Consider the following 20,051-nt stretch of genomic DNA (forward strand, 5'->3'; position numbering starts at 1 on the left):
CTCCTAATTCCAGCTTCGTAAAGCGATGAATTTCTTTAATAGATTCATATTTACTTCCTGTTCTATGTACAATTGTTCCGCTTCTTCAAGCGTAATTTTCTCAAAAGAAACATAGTCCCACGGCTTTAGCTGGGCAAGAAGAGGGAAATCTACTGAAATGATATTTCCCATTCTCGGATAGCCACCTGTCGTTTGCCTATCTGCCATTAATATAATCGGCTGTCCACCATTAGGAACTTGAATGGTTCCAAATGTAACAGGACTCGATAAAATCTCTTTTTCTTCAATCCTATTTAAAACTTCTCCCTCAACCCTATAGCCCATACGGTCAGCATAATTAGATACTTTATACTCTTTCGTAAAAAATGTCTTTCTACTTTCTTCTGTAAATTGATCGTATTCAAAGTCAGTTATGACACGAAGCTTAGGATGTTTCTTATATTTTGGTAGTACGCTGTTGCTAATTGCCCATTTCGTTTTTATTCGCTCATTTTTTTGTAAGTCTTGAATGAAACGATTCGCCATTTCTGGTTGTGCACCAATTTGGAAGTAGTCACCCTTGTTGAGCATTCTTCCTTCTATACCGCCAATCGCAGCACGTATGTACGTACTTTTACTTCCCATAGTGTGATCAATATGGATGCCACCCGCAAAAGTCACATACGCTCTGCAACCACTTTTTACTTTTCCAAAACAAAGCATACTACCTTCTTCCGCTAAAATGGGACGCCATAACGGGATACGTTCTCCATTCAGTAACGGTTCCATATCTGCTCCACCAATCGCAAGTAAAGTCGTTTTCTTTATTAACAATTTAGGTCCCATAATCGTCATTTCGAGTGCCGCTTCATTCTCTTCATTACCAACTAACATATTGATCATCCGAATTGCACTTTGATCCATAGCCCCGCCAACAGGTACACCATATTGTTGATAATAAGATCGCCCTAAATCTTGGACTGTTGTAAACATCCCTGCATGCAAAACCTCTACATCCATTTTTTAGCCCCCTCAAGCGATACGTACTCTTCCTTCGTTATTGGGATAAATCGTAAATACATACCACTTTGAATATATGTTGGTATTTCTTCGTTCGGATTAAATAGAGTAATAGGTGTTCGGCCGATAATATTCCATCCACCTGGTGTTTCAAGCGGATAAATACCTGTTTGATTTCCGCCAATACCTACTGAACCAGGAGAGATTTGTAATCGTGGCGTTTCTTTTCTAGGTGTTTCTAATTCTTTTGATAGTCCTCCTAAATACGGAAACCCTGGTGTAAAACCAAGCATATATACAAAATATGTAGTTTCACTATGTATTCGAATCACATCTTCTACTTGTAAACCTTTATAATGTGCAACCTCTTCTAAATCAGGTCCATATTCTCCCCCGTAGCACACTGGTATAGAAATATGTTTCACATCCTGTTTTACTTCTTCTTTATAAGAATCACACAGCTCCTTTATATACTGACGAACGTAATCATATGACCTTTCACTTCTCTCATTTCTCTTCCATACTTCATATGCATTGTAGTAAACAGCTAATGAAGTAAACGACGGAACGCACTCAATCATTCCTGCAAACGGCTGTTGCTGCAGTGCTTGAAATAACCGCTGTACTTTCTCATATATATCCATCTTAATTTCTTCACCAAATGTAACAATAATTGCTTGATCCCCTAACGCAGAAAATTTCATCCTACTCCCTCTTTCTATGCCAAAAAGCCGAGTTCTTTCGAAATGCGATGCGCTGTTTCTTTCACCTTCGCAATAAAATATGAAATGTTACTTTCGCTGTACTCAATTGCTAATCCTGAAATACTAATGCCTGCTACAACCGTTCCATCGCTCGCAAAAATGGGTGCTGCTATCGCGGCTGTATGATTTTCCAACTCAGAATAACTAATTGTGTAGCCTTCCTTTTTTGCCATTTGCAACACTTCTAACAATTGTTTCTTATCCACGATTGTTCCATCTGCAAACTGTTTTAAATCCACTTCCTCTATGTATCTCCGTTTCTCTTCCTCAGAGAAATATGATAGTAAAATTCTTGGACATGCGCCAGCATAAAGTGGTGCTCTTCTTCCAACCGCCGTATACACGCGTACCGGCTGAACACCTTCCATCTTTTCAACATAAATTGCATCATTACCATCTTGAATTATTAAATTAACTGCCTGTCCTAAACTATCTCTAAGTTCTTTCATATAAGGAATTGCTATATTTCTTACTGATAACCGGTGTGAAACAAGTTGACCGAACCGTAAAAATACGACCCCTAAACGATATTTCCCCTTTTCGTTTTTTTGTAAAAACTCCATCTCTTCTAACGAGCCAATTAAACGATAAACAGATGTTTTCGGCATATTTGTAAGCTGAACCATCTCAGTTAAACTTAGCTCTTCATGCTCATAAAACAACTCTAAAATATCCATTGTCTTAACTGCCGTTTTATTTATACTCATTCTATCTCCCTTTCGTTCCGAATTACGGAACTTAAATTCCATTTTTCGAAACAAACATATAATTTAAAATTATAAAATATTCTTTCAATTCAATCAATAGATTTTAAGCAAATAAAAAAGTATGGAAGAATATCTCTCCCATACTTCACCACACTTTATAACGCTCTTACTTGTTTTAACGGCCAGAAAACAGCTTGTCCTTTTCCGACAATTTCATCTTCTGAAATAAAGCCAAACATGCGACCATCCTTAGAAACTTCACGATTATCCCCTAAAACAAATACTTGGCCTTCTGGCACTTTCGTTTTCCCTGTGATTTGTTCTAACGTAAAGTCTGGAGTTAATACACGGCCTACTGCTTTTTCTTTAAACTGTTTTAAATATGGTTCTTCCATCGCTTTGCCGTTTACATATAAAACATCATTTTTATACTCAACTGTATCGCCTGGCAAACCAATTACTCGTTTTACTAAATCGTACCCTTCTTTTCCGTGGAAGACGATAATATCAAAGCGATCTAATCCACTTATACTATAACCAATCTTATTCACGAGAACTCGTTCGTTATTTTCTAAAGTGGGCATCATCGATTCACCTTGTACTAAAGAAGGTGTAAATAAAACACCGCGAATAATAGCAATTAATACAAGGGTAAACCCTATCGTTTTAGCCCAAGAGAATAATTCTTTCTTCGTATTTTCCTTCATCGTTTCTCCTCTTTCTTAAGCACTTATTTTATTATTTCAACTAGTTCTTGTACTACATTAGGATCTATTTCAGAAAAACATGATTTTGCTTCTCTTACCGCTGTACCGACATGTGCTTGCGAAATTCCAGTTTCATCTAGCAATCGCTTTATATTTTCTTTCGTCACGCCAGCTCCAGCTACAAGCTGAATTTGACCATCACTTACTTTTTGCATTTCTGTAAGCACCGGAATATTGTCTACAATATCTCCTTGTCCACCTGAAGTTAAAACGTGAGTTACTTTATGAAACTTCTTTAAAGTTCTCATCGCTTCTACTGGATTTTCTATATCATCTATCGCACGGTGGTACGTTACATTCATTCCATCTACAACAGATAGTAAATCCGCTAATTTCTCTTCATCTACTTCATTTTGTTCGTTTAATACGCCTAATACTACACCAGCTGCTCCTAACTTCTGCGCAACTATAATATCTTCTTTCATCATTTCAATTTCTTCTTCCGTATATGTAAAAGACTTCGCATGCGGACGAATCATAACATGAATTGGTATACTCACCGCTTCTACCGCTTTTTTTATAAAAGCATAACTTGGTGTTAAACCACCTTCTGTATAAGATGAAATTAATTCAATCCGCTTCCCGCCAGCGCTTTCAATTCGTTTTACATCTTCTAAACATGTTGCAATAACCTCTAACATGAGATGACCTCTTTTCGTGCTTTTTTCTTATTATAACATTAGTAAAAATAAGAAGCCTAGCTTTCTCCTTTAAAACTTAAAAAAGAAGAATGAAAAGAAAGATTTTTTATTGGCAACGATTATTGGTAACATCCTATTATTCATGTACACTCCTACCATAATGAAAAAGCCCGTCATTTTGACGGACTTTTCTAATTTCAAGCTTTTCTTTCCTCAGTTTTCATATCAATGCCTAATTGATCTTCCAATAACTTTACACCTTTCTTTGTAAGATGGACAGCTCGGTTCTTATCCGTTTTCGTAATCCATCCTTGTTCAAAAAGCAGTTTTGCAATTGCAGACCCTAGCCAACCAGAAATATGGTAACGCCGTTCACTCCAATCAAGGCAAGGTTTTGCAAATACCCTCCTTTTTGTATCTGCCTCATCAACATTTATTCCAAAATTCAGAAACCATTGTTTACCTTGTTCTGTTACAATGTATTCTCCATCCCCTAAAATTATAAATTTCCTATCTAGTAATTTTTCAGTTATCTCTACACCGAGTTTGCCTGCAAGATGATCATAACAAGTTCGAGCATAACGAATTTGTTTTAGTTGACCTGATTGTTTTAAAGAGCGAACTTGAACTGTTGGTGCGATTGTCTCTAACTTTTCAAGCACTTCTGCAACTTCTTGATTAGCAAGTCGATAATAACGATGTCTACCATGTTGTTCAACTGTAAGTAGATTCCCCTCTACTAATTTAGAAAGATGAGAACTAATTGTTGGATGTGACACTTTTGCCATATAAGCCAATTCGCTAGCAGGTAGTGCCTGATTATTCATTAGACAATCTAAGATGATTGCTCTTGTAGGTTCAGCAATTAGTTTAGCTATATATGAGATATTCGGATATACATTCATATTTCGATGATACCCTAACTGTTAAATTGATACAATTATTTTAAGTTTAATAGTAAAGAAGAATTTATTATGAATGCAATTGATCTTAGTATATTAAATTTGAAAGAGACGAGAAGGCGCTCAGAAAAATTATGGAATTCTCTTCCCGATAATTTTCTTAATTGGAGGCCTGATAATGAGGCTATTTCTTTTGGTGAGATGATTCGTCACGTATGGAGCTCAACTTTTTACTATCATATGATTTTAAAAAACAACGGCTCAATAAATGATATACATTTCCCGTATGATGAAGAGCCAATTACTTGTGTAAAAAAAGAAATTGAATTGGCACAATCATACTTTACTGACTTCATAGAGTATGTTCAATCCATAAACATAGCAGAGCTAGATTCAACCCTTATCGATCGAAGCGATGTTGGCTATCAAAGATATTTAGGAGACATGCTATTACGAATTGCCTATCATGATGCGGTCCATGCAGGTCAATTTTTACAATATTTACGAATGATAAACTTAGAAAGACCATTAATTTGGGATTAAATACGAAAAATGTTTATACAGCCTTCAAACTGGCATTACAATAAGAATTTTTCAACAAGAAACAATCACAAAACCATGATAATCATTTATATTAAAAACCTACATCTCAACCAAGTACTTCATACACATAAAAAGCACGGATTTGATCACTAATCAAACCCGTGCTTTCAAAACAACTATTTTATCCATAAACAATAAAATATAAGCTTTAAAAACTACGACCGAAACGCCGCATCCGCCAGCATAGACAATGTTGCATCATCCATCGGTGGATTGTGTAATCCTGCTCTGACGTTTAAATAGTAACGATGGAGCGGATTTTTTTCTGATAAACTTTTTGCTCCTACGATGCGCATTGATTTATCCACTATGGATATCGCCGCATTTGTTACAGCATATTTCACGGCTGCTAATTCTTCTTGCAGTGATAGTTTATCTTCTGCCTCATCGTACTTTTTCGCAATTTGATATAAAAAGACACGAGCTTGCATAAGCTCAAGTTCTAATTCTCCAACTAATCTTCTAACATTCGGTAATAAACTAATAGAATGGTTTAAACTATTTGGTTTGTATGATCCCGCAAACTGAACTGCATAATTTCTTGCTGATTGTGCAATTCCTAAATAACATGCTGGTATATGTAGCAACCAGCCAATACCCTTTTGTTTCACTTTCCCGCCTTTTACATCCGTAAAAAAGCGGTTGTCTATCTCTACATTTTGTAAGACAAGGTCGTGGCTAGCAGTCCCTCGCATTGCAACGCTATCCCACGTTTCTTCAATAGATACACCGAGTGTATTTCTTGGAATAACAAACTCACCAACTTCTTCTTGGCCTTCCATACTTGCTGAAATAATAAAATAATCAAGTACTGGCGCCATCGTTGTAAAAGTTTTTCTTCCATTTATAACCCACTTCTCGCCTTGTTGAACCGCTATTGTTTCTGGTTTGCCGCCACGCGTCGGACTCCCTGTTTTCGGTTCTGTTGCTGCCCTGTTAAAGAGCGCACCATTACGTACTTCTTCGCAAAACCATTTGAACATCTCATCATTCCAAGAGCGATTTTCCGCTAATTCTTTCACAATGCCAAGATGCCAGCCAATCGATAATGCAGTAGCTCCACAGCCTTCCGCGATTTTCTCTTGAAATAAAACGAAGTCATATAAAGAAATGGCACTACCACCAAATTCCTTCGGTAACGTTAATTTCGTATATCCGATATCTTTCAAATCATTTATATTTTCATACGGAAATGATCCTAATTCACTTAGCTGATGCTCCCTTTCCATGAACTTCGGAATCGATTTATTTATTTTCTCAATAATTAAAGACTGTTCTTCTGTTTCAACAAATGAGAGTGCCATACTATAATCTCCTTTATCCCGCATTAACGGGCAGTAAAACTCCCACCTAAAAATTCAGGTGAAGCAAAGGAAGTTAGGTGGGAGATCAACTGCCCGTAAACGCCCGATTGGTTCAACTAATAATCAGTGGGAAACCCACCCACTGATTAAAGTTTCACTTTATGCTCGATTCATAAACCGTTCATTTTGTCATTATGATTGTATGAAGCTACCTCTCTATTGTTTCACTATTCCGATAAAAATACAATGTTTTTGACTAATAAGAAAAGTTCCTATTTAACGATAGGTTCTTTTCTTATTAGTCTCCCTTCAATGCTTTTAACGGCAAAGAGGTTACATATCCAATATACGAGAATAATTCTTTAAAGAAGAATGGTATTTCTGTATCTAACGTTTTATATGCTGATGTCGGCGTTGGTGAAGCATACGCTTCAATATTAATATGTTTTGCGATTCTCATTGCGCGTTTCATATGAAGTGGATCACTTACAATCGTGTATGTTTGTATGCCGTTCTCTATTCCAACTTGCTTCGCATTTTTTAAATTTTCTTCAGTGAAAAGGGATTTAGTTTCAATTAAAATATCTTCCTCTTTTACACCTTGTTTCATTGCATATACTCTTGCAGTACGTGCTTCCTCAAGTTCTGCCTCGAACTTTGTACCACCTGTAAAAATAATCTTTTTAATATTTCCGTTCTTATATAAAGAAATCGCATGATTAATTCTTTCTTTAAATACAGGAGATGGTTTTCCGTTCCATGAAGCTGCTCCTAGTACGATACCAGCATCCGTTTTCACGTCATCATTTGCTTTAAAACGATAACTCCAAATATCGTAAGCTGCATAACTTACATATAAAATAGCAGAACAAATCATTAGTAAAAATACTTGAAAGATTCGTCTTTTCTTACTCTTCTTATTTTCTTTCATTTGTAATTGCCTCCGTACATCATCCATACTTCTATAAAAAACATTTATATCAAATCGTTTTGTTTGAGTTTATTTAAAAAGAAGGAACTTTACTTGTTATTTATGTATAAAAGGGTTTTCATTTAAAATTGAGGATTATCAATTCATTTTCATTTGCGGTTTTCATTACATTTTTTAAATTCATAAGTTTATTACCATACAACTACATTGTAACGAATTTTTTCTCAGAAGGGAACGATGAAACAAAAGGAATTAAAATAAAGTAGCATTTTGTAAGAAAAAAGGTATATTTTTCATATCTCACGAACAATATACCTTTCAAAACACGAATTATAACTTTTCTTTATACAACTCTAATTTTTCTAACAATTGTTCTTTTACGCCTGGCCATTCACTCGAGATAATACTGTACACCACCGCATCTCTCACATAACCATTCGGTAATTTTCTTTCATTTCGAAGCACACCCTCTTTTACTGCGCCTAACCTTTCAATTGCTCGTTGTGCTTTTTCATTTCTTGCATCCGTCTTAATTTGCACTCTCAGCATATGCAATTTTTCAAAAGCATACTGAAGAAGCATATACTTACACTCTGTATTTATACTCGTACGTTGCACACTCGGATGATACCACGTTTGCCCTAACTCAACTGTCTTATCTTCTACTGAAATATTATATAAACGTGTACTTCCTACAATCTTATTCGACTGTTGATCTACGACTATGAAAGGTATTTGAGTACCTCTTCCGTAACCCTTTATCGCTTTTTGAACGTATTGTTGCATATCTTGCACACTATCCATTTTAGAGATTAAATACGCCCAAATATCCCGATTTCCTTCTACAATCGAAAACAAAGTTTCGACATCAGTATTATCCATTAACCGCAACTTTGCTCTTTCGTGAATAATTTCCATTTTTAAGCCCCCTTTGTTGTTACTATATCATATCATTAACATCGTTTTATTAATATATACATAAAAATAAATTAATACCATAAACATATAGTACATCTAAAAATAAAAAATGCGATGCCTTTATTCAAGCATCGCACTTATAATTTTGCACTACCTACGATTTTACAATAAATATTCATTTACACAAGTTAGTAAACGTCATATATTTAGAACTTACATTATAGTTCAAAGCAACAAATAAGCAATCGGCGTAATAATAAGTAACGTTAAAATCGTTCTCTGCACATACAGAATAATAAGTTCAGATACTTTTAACGGAATATCTGTTGATAATATACAAGGAATTGAAGCGGAGAAAAACAGTATAGATGATACGGAAACAACTGCAATGACAAACTTTGTCACAAGTGGCGCACTTACAACTAATAATGACGGTAAAAACATTTCTGCAATACCAACGGATGCCGCTTTAGCAGCTAAGTCTGCTTCCGGTAATTGTAATAGCCATGTAAACGGATAGAAAATATAACTGATCCAATCAAATATTGGCGTGAACTTCGCTAAGACGATACCAATTAATCCTACTGACATAATGGATGGTAAAATTCCCATTGTCATAATAAATCCGTCTTTTAAATTCACTGCAATATTTTTCATAATGCTCGGTGCAGACTTTGATACTTCTAACGCATCTTCCCAAGCACGTTCCAACATTTTCTCTTTATAAACAGGCTCTGGGAACCCTTCTTCTGTTACATATGTATCTGGTTTTCTACTGAGGGGTGGGATTCTTACGGTGATAGCAGTCACGATGAATGTTACAACAAGCGTAGTCCAAAAATAAACATTCCATAAATGCATAATATCTAATGTTTTTGCGATGATGATCATAAATGTAGCGGATACTGTAGAAAATCCTGTAGCGATAATCGCCGCTTCTTTTGTCGTATACTTTCCTTCTTTATACACGCGATTCGTAATAAGGAGAGCAAGCGAATAACTTCCAACGAAGGACGCAACTGCATCGATTGCCGATCTCCCCGGCGTATTCCATAATGGCTTCATAATCGGACGACAAAATGTACCGATAAATTCAAGCAATCCATATCCGACTAATAACGCTAAAAACGCCGAGCCAATTGGAACGAGCAAACTTACTGATATGACTAGCTTCTCATACAAAAACGGTCCAACATCTGGCGCAAAGAACCAAGCTGGTCCTACTTTTAAACAATATAATATGCCAAAAACAACGCCAACTACTTTTAAAATAGAAAAACAAATGTCTACGATAGATGCATTCCATTTCTTCGTATAAAATGGATAAATCGCACCAATTGCCATAACAAATAATGCATAATAAGGTACTACGTCAGGAACCGAAGCCCTAATCCACGATACGATGTGATCAATCATAATAGACGATGCACCGTTTATCGTAACAGGAACGAAAAACATAAACACTCCAACGAGACTAGCAAGTATAAACCGGAGAATAATCCCCTTCTCTCGCCCTACCTTAATTATATTGCTCTTTAATTCAATTTCACTCAAAATTCGACACCTCCTATCATCTAAATATTCTGTATAATTATGTTATATTCCTTCTTTCCGTTTCTACTATTTAATCATATGAAAAAACCTATTTTGAAATAGGCTTTTCTATTCCCCTTTATAATCATCCACAATCACTTGAATGATACGATAAGATTCTTCTGCCACCCTCTCATTACTATCCTTATTTGCGTCATACGTAATTAACGCCTTCCAAAGTGCCCATCCTCTCGCTCTATTCCATGTTTCTTCGTCCATACGTAACACTTCTTTAAATACGTTTCTACTATTTTCATCAAAAAATGTCCAAGCCATCGCCGCATCACATGCAGGATCTCCTACTCCTAAAATACCAAAATCAATTACAGCACAAAGCTTTCCATCTTTAACGAGTAAATTCCCTGGCGCTACATCTCCATGAACCCAAACTGGCTTACGGTCCCATGTTGAACTAAGTGCTACATTCCAAAGGTGCTTTAATAATGCCTCGTCAAAAACATCCTTATTATTTTCAATAGCAACTCTCGCCTCTTCATCATATACCGATATAAGTCCGCCCCGGTAAAAATTATGTGTTCCAGCTAAAGGTCCGTTACTCGCATCAATAGATTGCAATTCTACTAAAAAAGATCCTAAATCCGCTGCAAATTCATTTAAATCACGAACGTTTTGTTTCGTAACTGTTTCCCCCTCTATCCACTTATTAATAGACCAAGGCAATGGATACGCTTCAGACGGATTTCCTTTCGCAAGTGGGGTAGAAATCGGTAAAGAAAGCCTCTTACTTAATAGTGGTAACCACTTATTTTCTTTCTCTACTTGCGGTGCATATGCCACATCACTTGGCAATCTTACACTCATCTCATCCCCTAAGTGAAACGTCCTATTATCATGCCCACTAAACTTTACAGGTTTCACTTCTAAATGGGCCCATTCGGGAAACTGTTCCTGTATTAACTTTTCAACTAAACTTACATTAATTAGATGCATTCACATTCTCCTTTTCTTTTGAAACTTACTAAGCCCATCCGTACTTCCAACATATTCAAAACCATTTTTCTTATAAAAATCATTCAACGTACGATTATGCCCCACACAATCTAACTTCAAATACTCTTTATCACATTGCACATTCTCTTCTACCCACTGTAAAATCCATTCGCCTATTCCATTTCCCTTATACTTCCGTTTCACCGCAAATCTATGAATATATAATGAATTAGAAACTTCCTCTTTACCAAAAATATGTTCATCCCATTCATTTTGTTTAGGAGAAACTGTAACCGTACCAACTATTTCATCTTCTTTCAGAACAACATATGTATATTTTTCTCTTATACATTCTAGTATTTCAGCCGTAGCTTCCTCTCCTAAAAGATACTGCCACTGATCCACTTCTTTATATTGTAGCCATTGCGCTACTTCTTTTAATAAAAGGAGAATACTATCACTTTCAATTTCAGTAGCAATTCGAATTTCATGTTCTTTACTTATATTTCTCTCCATATTGCCGTTCCCCTTTCAAATTGCTACCATACTGACAAATGCGTCCTTCCATCATTTTCATCTGTAATATATTCTACATAAAATCCTTGATTCACTGCGTTTTCATACATCATTTCAATCTCTTCTTGGTTTTTCGCATAAATTTGTATATACTCACCATCCGCTACTAATACGACTACTTCACACTTACTCTCCTTAAATTCTTCAAATGTTGCAATTTCTCCTAGTACCTCTCCTTTTGGACATGCTTTTAAATCTAAAAATAAAAGATAATATATGTTATCTTTTATTAGCTTTTTTAATTCTAATCCTTCCATGATCTCGTTATCTTCTGAAAATAATTCTGAACCTAATTCATTCCCTATTATTATATAAGCTTCCTCCCTTCCCATGACTTGCCAATCAAATACAGTAATATCAATTGGCTTTAATACTTTCCAAAGTAAATTATCATATCCATCTAGAATATCTACTGTAATCCCTCTTTTCATATACTTGCTCCTAACTTATTCATTTTCATTTCATACATTATATATCAAATGTAATTACTATATTTTGTCGATACATATGTACATCATAAAAAAACCGCTCCACTACTAGCGAAACGGTTTCCTTCTGCTTACATTTAAATATTTCATTCAATTGTTGCACTACGTTTTAAAATATTTTTTAATATATGCACCACATCAGTCGTTCATTCTTAATGCTCACTTCGACTTCACGAAGTAATATAAAAACCATACTGCATGATTTTGTTCATCCGCAGCTATTCTCCGCAACAACTCTTTCAGATGTGCATCCGATGTCTCATCTGAAATTTCCAAATAAAAATCTACTGTTTTTTGTTCATCTTGTATAGCGAACTCTAATCCTTGTAAATACGTATTTGGGCAGTCTTCAGTAATTTGTGGTTTTGGCTGCCTACCAGTTAAACTCGTATAAATTTGTACAAAGTTGTGAAAATGCTTTATTTCATCATTACGAATTTCAAGAATTTGTTTTTGTTCTACTTGATTTGGAGCCATATTCGCTAATTTTGCATAGCAGCTTATAGCGCTATACTCTCCGTTTATAGCTTTTTCAATATCACTAATCAACTTATCATTTTGTCTATACCAATCATAATAATTCGAATTATACATCGTATCCCTCCATACTTTCGCTTAACATTTTATGCATTTAGAAATAGTAGGAGCCTGTGTATATAACGGGACGACTTTAGATTGAAAGTAAAGTTTGAGAAAAGGGTCTATTTTGCAAAGGAATTGCTTATTCATAAAGTGAAACTATAATCAATGGGGATTTTACTACACGGCAAATAGCGGATAAAATATCACTATTTTTTTGTACGCTGTTGCTATAAATTCGCGAATGAATCAGGTTTCCAACCAGATGTGGTGTTGAGATGCGAAGCTATTATGAATCCAGTCATATAACTAGGAGGTACCACTATGCCATCTTTATTTAAACCTATGGCCTTCCAGCTGAAAACCGAAAGACTTGAGCTTAGTATGTGGGAGGAATCCGATTCCGTTTGGCTGAGCAAATTAATTGGCGAACGTGGTGTGGACATTCCAGCCGTTGATTCCGTTCGTAACCGGCTCATTGAGATGCGCAAGAAGGCAGAGGAAAATGGCATTTCCCTTCTCACTATTCGAAGGCGCAATGAAGGCGATTTCATCGGATACTGCGGCTTAATTATCGGTCGTTCCACACTTGAAGAGCCGGAGATTGCATACGAGTTGTTCCGCAGCGCCCATGGTAAAGGTTATGCAACTGAGGCGGCATCCGTTGTACTGGACGCTGCGATTGCTACTGGGCGCCATAGACTTTGGTCGACTGTAGGCGCTTGGAATATCGCTTCACTCCGGGTACTAGAAAAGATAGGATTTAAGCGTCATCACAGTACGTGGGATGATGAACGTGGTGAGATTGTTTGGAACGTACGCGATTTTTAGAGATTCCGACTTAATTCTAAGGCGACAACAGCAGATACTCATTCTTCAGCTTTTAGATTTCATCACAAAAAAGCCGTTTCACTAATTTAGTGAAACGGCTTTTTTTAAGCGTTCAATTCTGTTTTATGCCCTTTTACTACACTACGTTTGAATGTAGTTGCTAATATAGTAACCATACTTACTATACCAATCCAAACGAGTACAGTAACAGGTGTATTCCAGCTTAATCCTTTTCCGAAGAAGAAGATTTCTCTTAGGCCTTCAATCATAAATTTCATTGGTAACCATGAGTAAACCCAGTCTTGATAAAACGGAGACAACATCTCAGGTGCTAACGATAATAACGGCGCTCCGAAGAATAGTAATAAAGCGAATAAACCGATTCCTTTTAGTCCAACTAATGAAAGTACCGCAGATATCATTAAGAAGAAACTAAAAGAAGTAATAGATAAGAATAGAGCTGTATCCGTGAAGTTCGAAATATTTAACCCTACCATCCCATCTGCAATCCATGTAAGACCAAACCCAATTACAAGTGTCGCAATAGCTCCTGTTACGATTTGTTTTACTTTTAACAGAAAGTTTTCTTTTCTTGAGCTTACTGGCATTTTACTAATCGCAATAAAAATAATCGCTGCACTAGCTAAACTTGCAATCCATAACGGTTGGAACAATGATATTGGTGAGTTACCGTTCGCACTATTTTTGCCGACCTCATTCACATTTTTCACGTTCTTTACAATAGGTGTTACTAATTTCTCAGCTTGGTCTGTTGTTACAGTAGCTCCTTTTGTTTTCAACCCTTCTAATATTTGTGTACGGACATTATTGTTCATATTATCAACGATCGCCTGTAATATTTGCCCTACCATAGTTGATGCAGCCGTATTCATTCCTTGATTAATATATATTTCTATCTCAGGTGAAGATGGCTGTGGTGTTCGTAACGATGCTTGTTTTGCACTAAATTCTTTCGGAATGACTAACGCTGCATAATACTCTTTATTATTTAGCCCTTTTTGAACTGCTTCCTTATTCTTCACTTCTACCCACTTTACCGCAGGTTCTTCATCTGATTTCGATGATTTTTTCACCGTATCAACAATTGTTTGCCCCATATTCATTTTCGGTTGATTTGGAATTTCTACACCTTGATCCTCATTTACAATTGCAATTGGCAAGTTTTTCGGCTGCGGTTGAACAGTTGGAAATAACGTTAATGAAAAAATAAAAACAACAAGCAGTGCAATAACTGGTGATAAAAATAAAAGTTTATTTTTAAACATTTTCTTTTTTCCTCCTTTAATTTGATTTATAATAATCAACAACGTGTTGTTTATTTATATTTTGAATTATATGTTCGAGTTGAACCATATACAATAATCAAAAATCGGGAATGTGTCGGTTATAAGACACATTTTCTAAATGTGTTGAGTAAAATTAAGGAGGGACATGCGTTGCGCGATAGCAATTTAGATTTGCGTGTTGTTCGTACGAAAACCGCCATACGAAATGCATTGGTGGAGCTAATTGAAGAAAAAGGTTTTGACGCCATTACAGTGAAAGATATTACAACGAAAGCAAACATTAATCGCGGTACTTTCTATGCGCACTATCAAGATAAATTTGATTTAATGACAAAATGCCAAGAAGACATTATGTACGAGTTTTCTAAAATTGCCAAACAGAAATTCCCGGAAGTTATTGCTGATCTTGGAACAAATCCTTCTCCAACAATGCCATTTATACTTATCACTTCTATTCTTGAATTTCTAAATGAAAATAGTGGTTTTATGAGAGCTGTGCTTAGCCCAAATGGAGATTTATCTTTCCAAACAAAACTGAAAGATTTTATGTGGAAAACATTATTTGAAGATACGAATGGTCCTCTCATTAATAAGGAAAATTTACTTGTTCCAAGCGAATACTTAACTTCTTATATGGCATCTGCACATATAGGTGTCATACAGCAATGGTTAAATAACGGACAAAAAGAAACACCTGAGGAGATTGCTCGCTTTTTATCAACTATTGCAGTTCATGGACCTTTTTATGCGGCTGGTTTAAAGAAATAAGTCAGCTATATAATAAAAGAGCATCCACTATAATAGTGGATGCTCTTTTACTTACAACACTTCAATATACCCTTCTGTTCCATGTATCCGAATTCGTTGACCGTCTTTTATTCGTTTCGTAGCATTCTCTACTCCGACGACTGCTGGTAATCCATACTCACGTGCAATTACTGCTCCGTGCGTCATAAGCCCACCGACTTCTGTTACTAACCCTTTTATAGAAACAAACAAAGGTGTCCAGCCAGGATCGGTAAATGCCGTAACTAATATATCTCCCTCTTCCAAATTCGCGTCTTCCATATTTAAAATAACGCGTGCTCTCCCCTCAATCACTCCAGAAGAAACAGGCAAACCTACTATTGCTTCAGCTGGGAGATTTTCTCGTTTATATTTACCTGTAATGATTTCTCCATCAGACGTCATAACTCGCGGCGGCGTTAGTTTTTCATATAATTTGTACTCATTTTTTTGCTTATGAATAAGCTCGTAATCTAGTTTATTTGTGCGGACGACTTCGTGAAGTTCTTCAAAAGTTAAGTAGTATATATCATCGACTTCATGAATGACCCCGCTCTGCACAAGTTGCTTAGCTTCTTTCAATAACGCCTGCTTATATATAAAATAACGATTAATCATGCCGTATTTTGGATATTCACGATAACCGATACAATTACGGATGTTGCGAATCATTCGCTTCGTTTCTTCTACTTTTTGTTTTCCATCCGGCAAGTCTTGTAATCGATCTACTAACTCTTCTTCTTTTTTCAAAGCTTCCTGTAGTCCTTCTTCAAACTTTCGCTTACTAGCGCCAGCTTCAAAGTCTCTTATATTATTTAAAATCATCGGGATAATGATTGTTGGCTTTTCACTCCAGCGCGTTTTCGTAATGTCGATTTCTCCGCTGCATCTCATTCCATATTTGCTTAGAAACGCCTCGATTGCATCCCGAACTTTTTCCCCGCCTTTAAACTGAACTAATTCATCTAAAAAGCTGTCATCTTCTACATGCTGTAAATACGCAATGACTTCTGGATACGGCCGAATCACATCTGCAACATCTAATAATGCTAAACCCATTTCTGAAGTAATATTATTTTGTACGGATTGAGAAAGTGTATCTGCTGCATTTTTTTCACCTAGCCATTGCTCCATCTTTTCATTCATCCATGTTGAAGCATTCATACCAGCCATAATAACAGCTATACTTTGCGGGTTAAATAATACTTTCTTTAATTGCTGGATGTCTTGCAAAATAAAATCAAATACATCCACACCTGATTTCGTTTGCATGTTTCGTTTTAACTCTTCGATCGATTCTTGACTATTCTGTATTAAATTCGTAACGATTGCCGTATTATTTTCGATTTCTGTTTGCGAACTTGCAGGTTGCTTACTTTTACTAGCACTCTTTCCTTTTTCATCATCCGGTAACAATTGAATAAAATCATCTCGCTCGATTATAGTCGTTAATGCATCTCTTACGAGTGGATCCGATTTTCCTAAAGTGTTTATTAAGTAATCTCTGCTAGCAGGTAAAGCTAATTGTTGCGTAGCATCAACAAATAACCTGCCTCCCGCTTTACGCATAGGAGCACTAGTCGTTAACAAGAAAAAAGATAACCCAAGTGGTTTCATCGCATCGGTCATCATTTGTTGGTGACCAACCGATATATACACATGATTTTCCCCATCATTTACTCCTGGAATTGGATATAAAGTCGTAATCGGCCTGCTTTGGACTATATGAAATGTATCATCAACTAAACACCATTCAATATCTTGCGGACAACCAAAATAAACTTCGATTTGTCTTCCGATGCGTGCTAGTTGTAAAATTTGTTGTTCAGTAAGTGTTTGAACTTTTTGCTGATTAGGAGCAATTTTCTTTGTCTCTGTTCCGCCTTCTTTTCGTCCATAGATGGCTAATTTTTTCGTTGCGATGACCTTTCCGACGATTTCATCTTCTTTTACCTTATAATTATCGGCAGAAACCAATCCAGATACTAGCGCCTCGCCAAGTCCAAAGCTGGCATCGATTGACAACACCTTCCTATTCGAAGTAATCGGATCGGCAGTAAATAAAATCCCTGAAGCCACAGGGAAAACCATTTTTTGAACGACAACACATATAGAAACTTGATTATGATCAAAACCGTTTTGCATTCGGTATATAACCGCTCGATCTGTAAATAAAGAAGCCCAGCATTTTTTAATATGCTGCAAAATGCTTTCTTTTCCAATAATATTTAAATACGTATCTTGTTGACCAGCAAACGAGGCATACGGTAAATCTTCAGCAGTAGCACTCGAACGCACTGCATACGCATGTTCATCGCCAAAGCGAGAGAGATGATGAGCTACTGATTCCACTACATCAACTGGAATTTCCACCGCCATAATGACTTCTCTAATCTTCTTACTAATTTCACAAATTTGACCTCGTTCCTCAATTTTTAGCATCGTTAGCTGCTGCAACAAAATTTGAAGCCCTTCATTTTGCTCGATGGCCTTTTCATACCCTATCGTTGTAACACAAAATCCTTCTGGCACTTGTATCCCTTGAATGTTGGATAACTCCCCTAAATTCAAACCTTTTCCACCGACAAGTGAAAGGTACGTGTTTTCTATTTCCTGAAAATCGAGAACGAAAGAACTCATGTAACATCTCTCCTTACTTTACTTGTGTTCTTGATTGTATCAGTAGTAAATGAGAAGAAACAGTCTATTTCGAACTTGATTTACATGATATAATTAAGTTAGGAAGAGATAATCTTTTTTATTTATCCCCTCGAATTCACTTCAATTATATCTCCAAACTTAAACATTCTTTGATTATGAAAAGCATCGATACAAGTAATCGTCTTATTTAATGGATTTATATCAGCTACTGTTATGTAATTTTTGTATAAACTTACATTATAATATCCAGATGAATCTTTTATTAACTCGTAATCCCTCCTCAAAAAATAGTAGAAACTACAATTGTAAAATCAATATTTCCTGTTTGCACTTTATATAAATTGATATGAATCTCTCTTAATTCTAGGATTAAATTATTGTTTTTTAATCCCACATTAATTCTTTTCTCAAATTCGCCAAAATGAATTTTCAAGATTAGGGAACTATAATGTCGTATTAAAATATATTAAGGGGGAGAAAAATTGGACAATGAAATGAATTATGGAAGTGATTACAAGTTTATTCCAGCAACTTCAATTGAAAGTGGTCATGGCATTGAAGTATTGCCTGATTTATTTTGTTACAAGATTCAAATCGTCAATATATGCTTTGCTGGAAATCCTGAGACCAATGATTTTGTTTTAGTTGATGCTGGAATGCCTAAATGTGCAAATAAAATTATCTCTATCGCTGAGGATCGATTTGGTACCAATAGTCGCCCAAAAGCCATTATTTTAACTCACGGCCATTTTGATCATGTTGGGGGAATAATTGAACTCATCAAGTATTGGGATGTTCCCGTCTATGCACATCAGATGGAGATACCGTTCCTGACCGGACAACAAAGCTATCCAGAACCAGACCCTACAGTTGAAGGTGGTATGGTAGCAAAAATGTCTCCTCTGTTCCCCAACGAACCAATTGACTTAGGAAATAACGTAAAAGCGCTACCTACCGATGGAACTGTTCCCCATATGCCAGAGTTTAGATGGATTCATACACCAGGACATACTCCAGGGCATATTTCATTATTCCGAGAAAAAGAACGAACTTTAATTGCTGGGGACGCTTTTGTTACAGTGAAACAGGAGTATCTGTATAAAGTAATAACTCAAGAACAGGAAATAAGCGGTCCGCCTCGTTATTTAACAACAGACTGGAAAGCCGCTAAAGAGTCAGTTATTAAGCTAGAGAAGTTAAAGCCTCTAACCGCTGTTACTGGACATGGGATACCGATGTCGGGTGAATTGCTATCAACAAGCCTCAAAACACTCGTTCAAGAATTTGATAAAATCGCTTTACCCGATTATGGAAAATATGTAGACTAAAAGATACATTAAGCATGAAAATAATTTTTATTCTTATATTTAAGAAACAAAATCAAAACGGAAAAAATTATTAAGTTTAATAAAAAACACTGTACTTAGGCAACATCTCTATTATTAGAATAGAACTACGCCTTGTGAATAAAACTCGATATTCCTCAAATACTATCTGTAGTATAAGCCCGCTTCTTACCCAGGTTGTACTTCTTACCATAAAAAAGAGCAGTCATAATAATGAAGTGACCCCTAAAAGTTAGACACGGTTATTTCATTAGGCAGCTTGATAAAAGTGAGTCCGGTATTGTATCGGGCTCATTTTTAATTTTGCCTTAATCCGTTTCGTATTATAATAATCTATATATTTTTCTAATTCTATTTTAAAGTGCTCTACATTTTCAAATTCTTTTATGTAGAGGAA

General features: G+C 35.9%; 21 protein-coding genes. 4 read left to right on the forward strand and 17 right to left on the reverse strand.

The annotated features are described in order from the left end of the window. Window positions 1–3: 3 nt before the first annotated feature. The 6 genes from MR167_RS01635 to MR167_RS01660 form a co-directional block, all read right to left on the reverse strand. On the reverse strand, window positions 4–999 hold the full coding sequence (locus tag MR167_RS01635) for a 5-oxoprolinase subunit C family protein (RefSeq protein WP_242313744.1): 996 nt from the start codon (window positions 997–999) through the stop codon (window positions 4–6). Beyond that, on the reverse strand, window positions 990–1,703 hold the full coding sequence (gene pxpB, locus MR167_RS01640; protein WP_242313746.1) for a 5-oxoprolinase subunit PxpB: 714 nt from the start codon (window positions 1,701–1,703) through the stop codon (window positions 990–992). The genes MR167_RS01635 and pxpB overlap by 10 nt, the downstream gene beginning before the upstream one ends. Window positions 1,704–1,717: 14 nt before the next feature. Then, entirely contained in the window at window positions 1,718–2,470 is a 753-nt protein-coding gene (locus tag MR167_RS01645; protein ID WP_000026362.1) for an IclR family transcriptional regulator, read from the reverse strand. A gap of 155 nt (window positions 2,471–2,625) precedes the next feature. Further along, window positions 2,626–3,177, reverse strand: a complete 552-nt coding sequence (gene lepB, locus MR167_RS01650) for a signal peptidase I (protein ID WP_000662490.1) — start codon at window positions 3,175–3,177, stop codon at window positions 2,626–2,628. A gap of 23 nt (window positions 3,178–3,200) precedes the next feature. After that, window positions 3,201–3,878 (reverse strand): copper homeostasis protein CutC, encoded by a 678-nt coding sequence (locus MR167_RS01655; RefSeq protein WP_000895107.1) that lies wholly within the window; start codon window positions 3,876–3,878, stop codon window positions 3,201–3,203. A 197-nt stretch (window positions 3,879–4,075) separates the two neighbouring features. Then, entirely contained in the window at window positions 4,076–4,783 is a 708-nt protein-coding gene (locus tag MR167_RS01660; protein ID WP_001103797.1) for an ArsR/SmtB family transcription factor, read from the reverse strand. A 69-nt stretch (window positions 4,784–4,852) separates the two neighbouring features. Here MR167_RS01660 and MR167_RS01665 point away from each other — a divergent pair, with 69 nt between their 5' ends. Continuing rightward, window positions 4,853–5,323, forward strand: coding sequence for a DinB family protein (locus MR167_RS01665; protein ID WP_000991277.1), 471 nt, complete (start codon window positions 4,853–4,855; stop codon window positions 5,321–5,323). A 215-nt stretch (window positions 5,324–5,538) separates the two neighbouring features. Here MR167_RS01665 and MR167_RS01670 read toward each other — a convergent pair whose 3' ends face one another. The 8 genes from MR167_RS01670 to MR167_RS01705 all read right to left on the reverse strand — a co-directional run bounded on the left by MR167_RS01670 (window position 5,539) and on the right by MR167_RS01705 (window position 12,738). Further along, window positions 5,539–6,687, reverse strand: coding sequence for an acyl-CoA dehydrogenase family protein (locus MR167_RS01670; RefSeq protein WP_001218371.1), 1,149 nt, complete (start codon window positions 6,685–6,687; stop codon window positions 5,539–5,541). A 298-nt stretch (window positions 6,688–6,985) separates the two neighbouring features. Next, window positions 6,986–7,618, reverse strand: coding sequence for a YdcF family protein (locus tag MR167_RS01675; RefSeq protein ID WP_000662215.1), 633 nt, complete (start codon window positions 7,616–7,618; stop codon window positions 6,986–6,988). Between the two features lie 330 nt (window positions 7,619–7,948). Then, on the reverse strand, window positions 7,949–8,536 hold the full coding sequence (locus MR167_RS01680; RefSeq protein WP_000402585.1) for a GNAT family N-acetyltransferase: 588 nt from the start codon (window positions 8,534–8,536) through the stop codon (window positions 7,949–7,951). A 225-nt stretch (window positions 8,537–8,761) separates the two neighbouring features. Further along, window positions 8,762–10,090: a YjiH family protein gene (locus MR167_RS01685; protein ID WP_242313747.1), complete on the reverse strand. Its 1,329-nt coding sequence runs from the start codon at window positions 10,088–10,090 to the stop codon at window positions 8,762–8,764. A gap of 108 nt (window positions 10,091–10,198) precedes the next feature. Then, a complete protein-coding gene (locus MR167_RS01690) occupies window positions 10,199–11,080 on the reverse strand; it encodes an aminoglycoside phosphotransferase family protein (protein ID WP_000550180.1) in 882 nt (293 codons plus the stop codon). Continuing rightward, on the reverse strand, window positions 11,081–11,596 hold the full coding sequence (locus MR167_RS01695; RefSeq protein ID WP_000440746.1) for a GNAT family N-acetyltransferase: 516 nt from the start codon (window positions 11,594–11,596) through the stop codon (window positions 11,081–11,083). Window positions 11,597–11,619: 23 nt separating this feature from the next. Continuing rightward, window positions 11,620–12,087, reverse strand: coding sequence for a DUF2691 family protein (locus MR167_RS01700; RefSeq protein ID WP_098900501.1), 468 nt, complete (start codon window positions 12,085–12,087; stop codon window positions 11,620–11,622). 216 nt (window positions 12,088–12,303) lie between these two features. Next, window positions 12,304–12,738, reverse strand: a complete 435-nt coding sequence (locus MR167_RS01705) for a ferritin-like domain-containing protein (protein ID WP_000282834.1) — start codon at window positions 12,736–12,738, stop codon at window positions 12,304–12,306. Window positions 12,739–13,047: 309 nt separating this feature from the next. On the opposite strand from MR167_RS01705, the gene MR167_RS01710 reads away from it, so the two are divergent. Further along, complete coding sequence (locus tag MR167_RS01710; RefSeq protein ID WP_001139518.1) at window positions 13,048–13,554, forward strand: GNAT family N-acetyltransferase; 507 nt, start codon at window positions 13,048–13,050, stop codon at window positions 13,552–13,554. A gap of 104 nt (window positions 13,555–13,658) precedes the next feature. Here the strand turns inward: MR167_RS01710 and MR167_RS01715 are convergent, their stop codons facing one another. Next, window positions 13,659–14,840 (reverse strand): YhgE/Pip domain-containing protein, encoded by a 1,182-nt coding sequence (locus MR167_RS01715; RefSeq protein ID WP_000475847.1) that lies wholly within the window; start codon window positions 14,838–14,840, stop codon window positions 13,659–13,661. Between the two features lie 171 nt (window positions 14,841–15,011). Between MR167_RS01715 and MR167_RS01720 the strand changes: the two genes are divergently transcribed. Next, the gene (locus tag MR167_RS01720) at window positions 15,012–15,629 is read left to right on the forward strand and encodes a TetR/AcrR family transcriptional regulator (RefSeq protein ID WP_001205691.1); all 618 of its coding nucleotides are present in this window, start codon (window positions 15,012–15,014) and stop codon (window positions 15,627–15,629) included. 51 nt (window positions 15,630–15,680) lie between these two features. On the opposite strand, the gene ppsA is transcribed toward MR167_RS01720, so the two are convergent. After that, complete coding sequence (gene ppsA / locus MR167_RS01725) at window positions 15,681–18,287, reverse strand: phosphoenolpyruvate synthase (protein ID WP_000094221.1); 2,607 nt, start codon at window positions 18,285–18,287, stop codon at window positions 15,681–15,683. A 503-nt stretch (window positions 18,288–18,790) separates the two neighbouring features. Here ppsA and MR167_RS01730 point away from each other — a divergent pair. Further along, window positions 18,791–19,636, forward strand: a complete 846-nt coding sequence (locus tag MR167_RS01730) for an MBL fold metallo-hydrolase (protein WP_242313749.1) — start codon at window positions 18,791–18,793, stop codon at window positions 19,634–19,636. A gap of 268 nt (window positions 19,637–19,904) precedes the next feature. On the opposite strand, the gene MR167_RS01735 is transcribed toward MR167_RS01730, so the two are convergent. Then, window positions 19,905–20,051, reverse strand: a 147-nt coding sequence (locus MR167_RS01735; protein ID WP_242313753.1) for an IS3 family transposase, incomplete at its 5' end; no start/stop codon positions are given.

Origin of the sequence: Bacillus cereus group sp. BfR-BA-01355 (assembly GCF_022663675.1) — a bacterium.
In the GTDB taxonomy this organism is placed as follows: Bacteria; Bacillota; Bacilli; order Bacillales; family Bacillaceae_G; genus Bacillus_A; species Bacillus_A thuringiensis_S.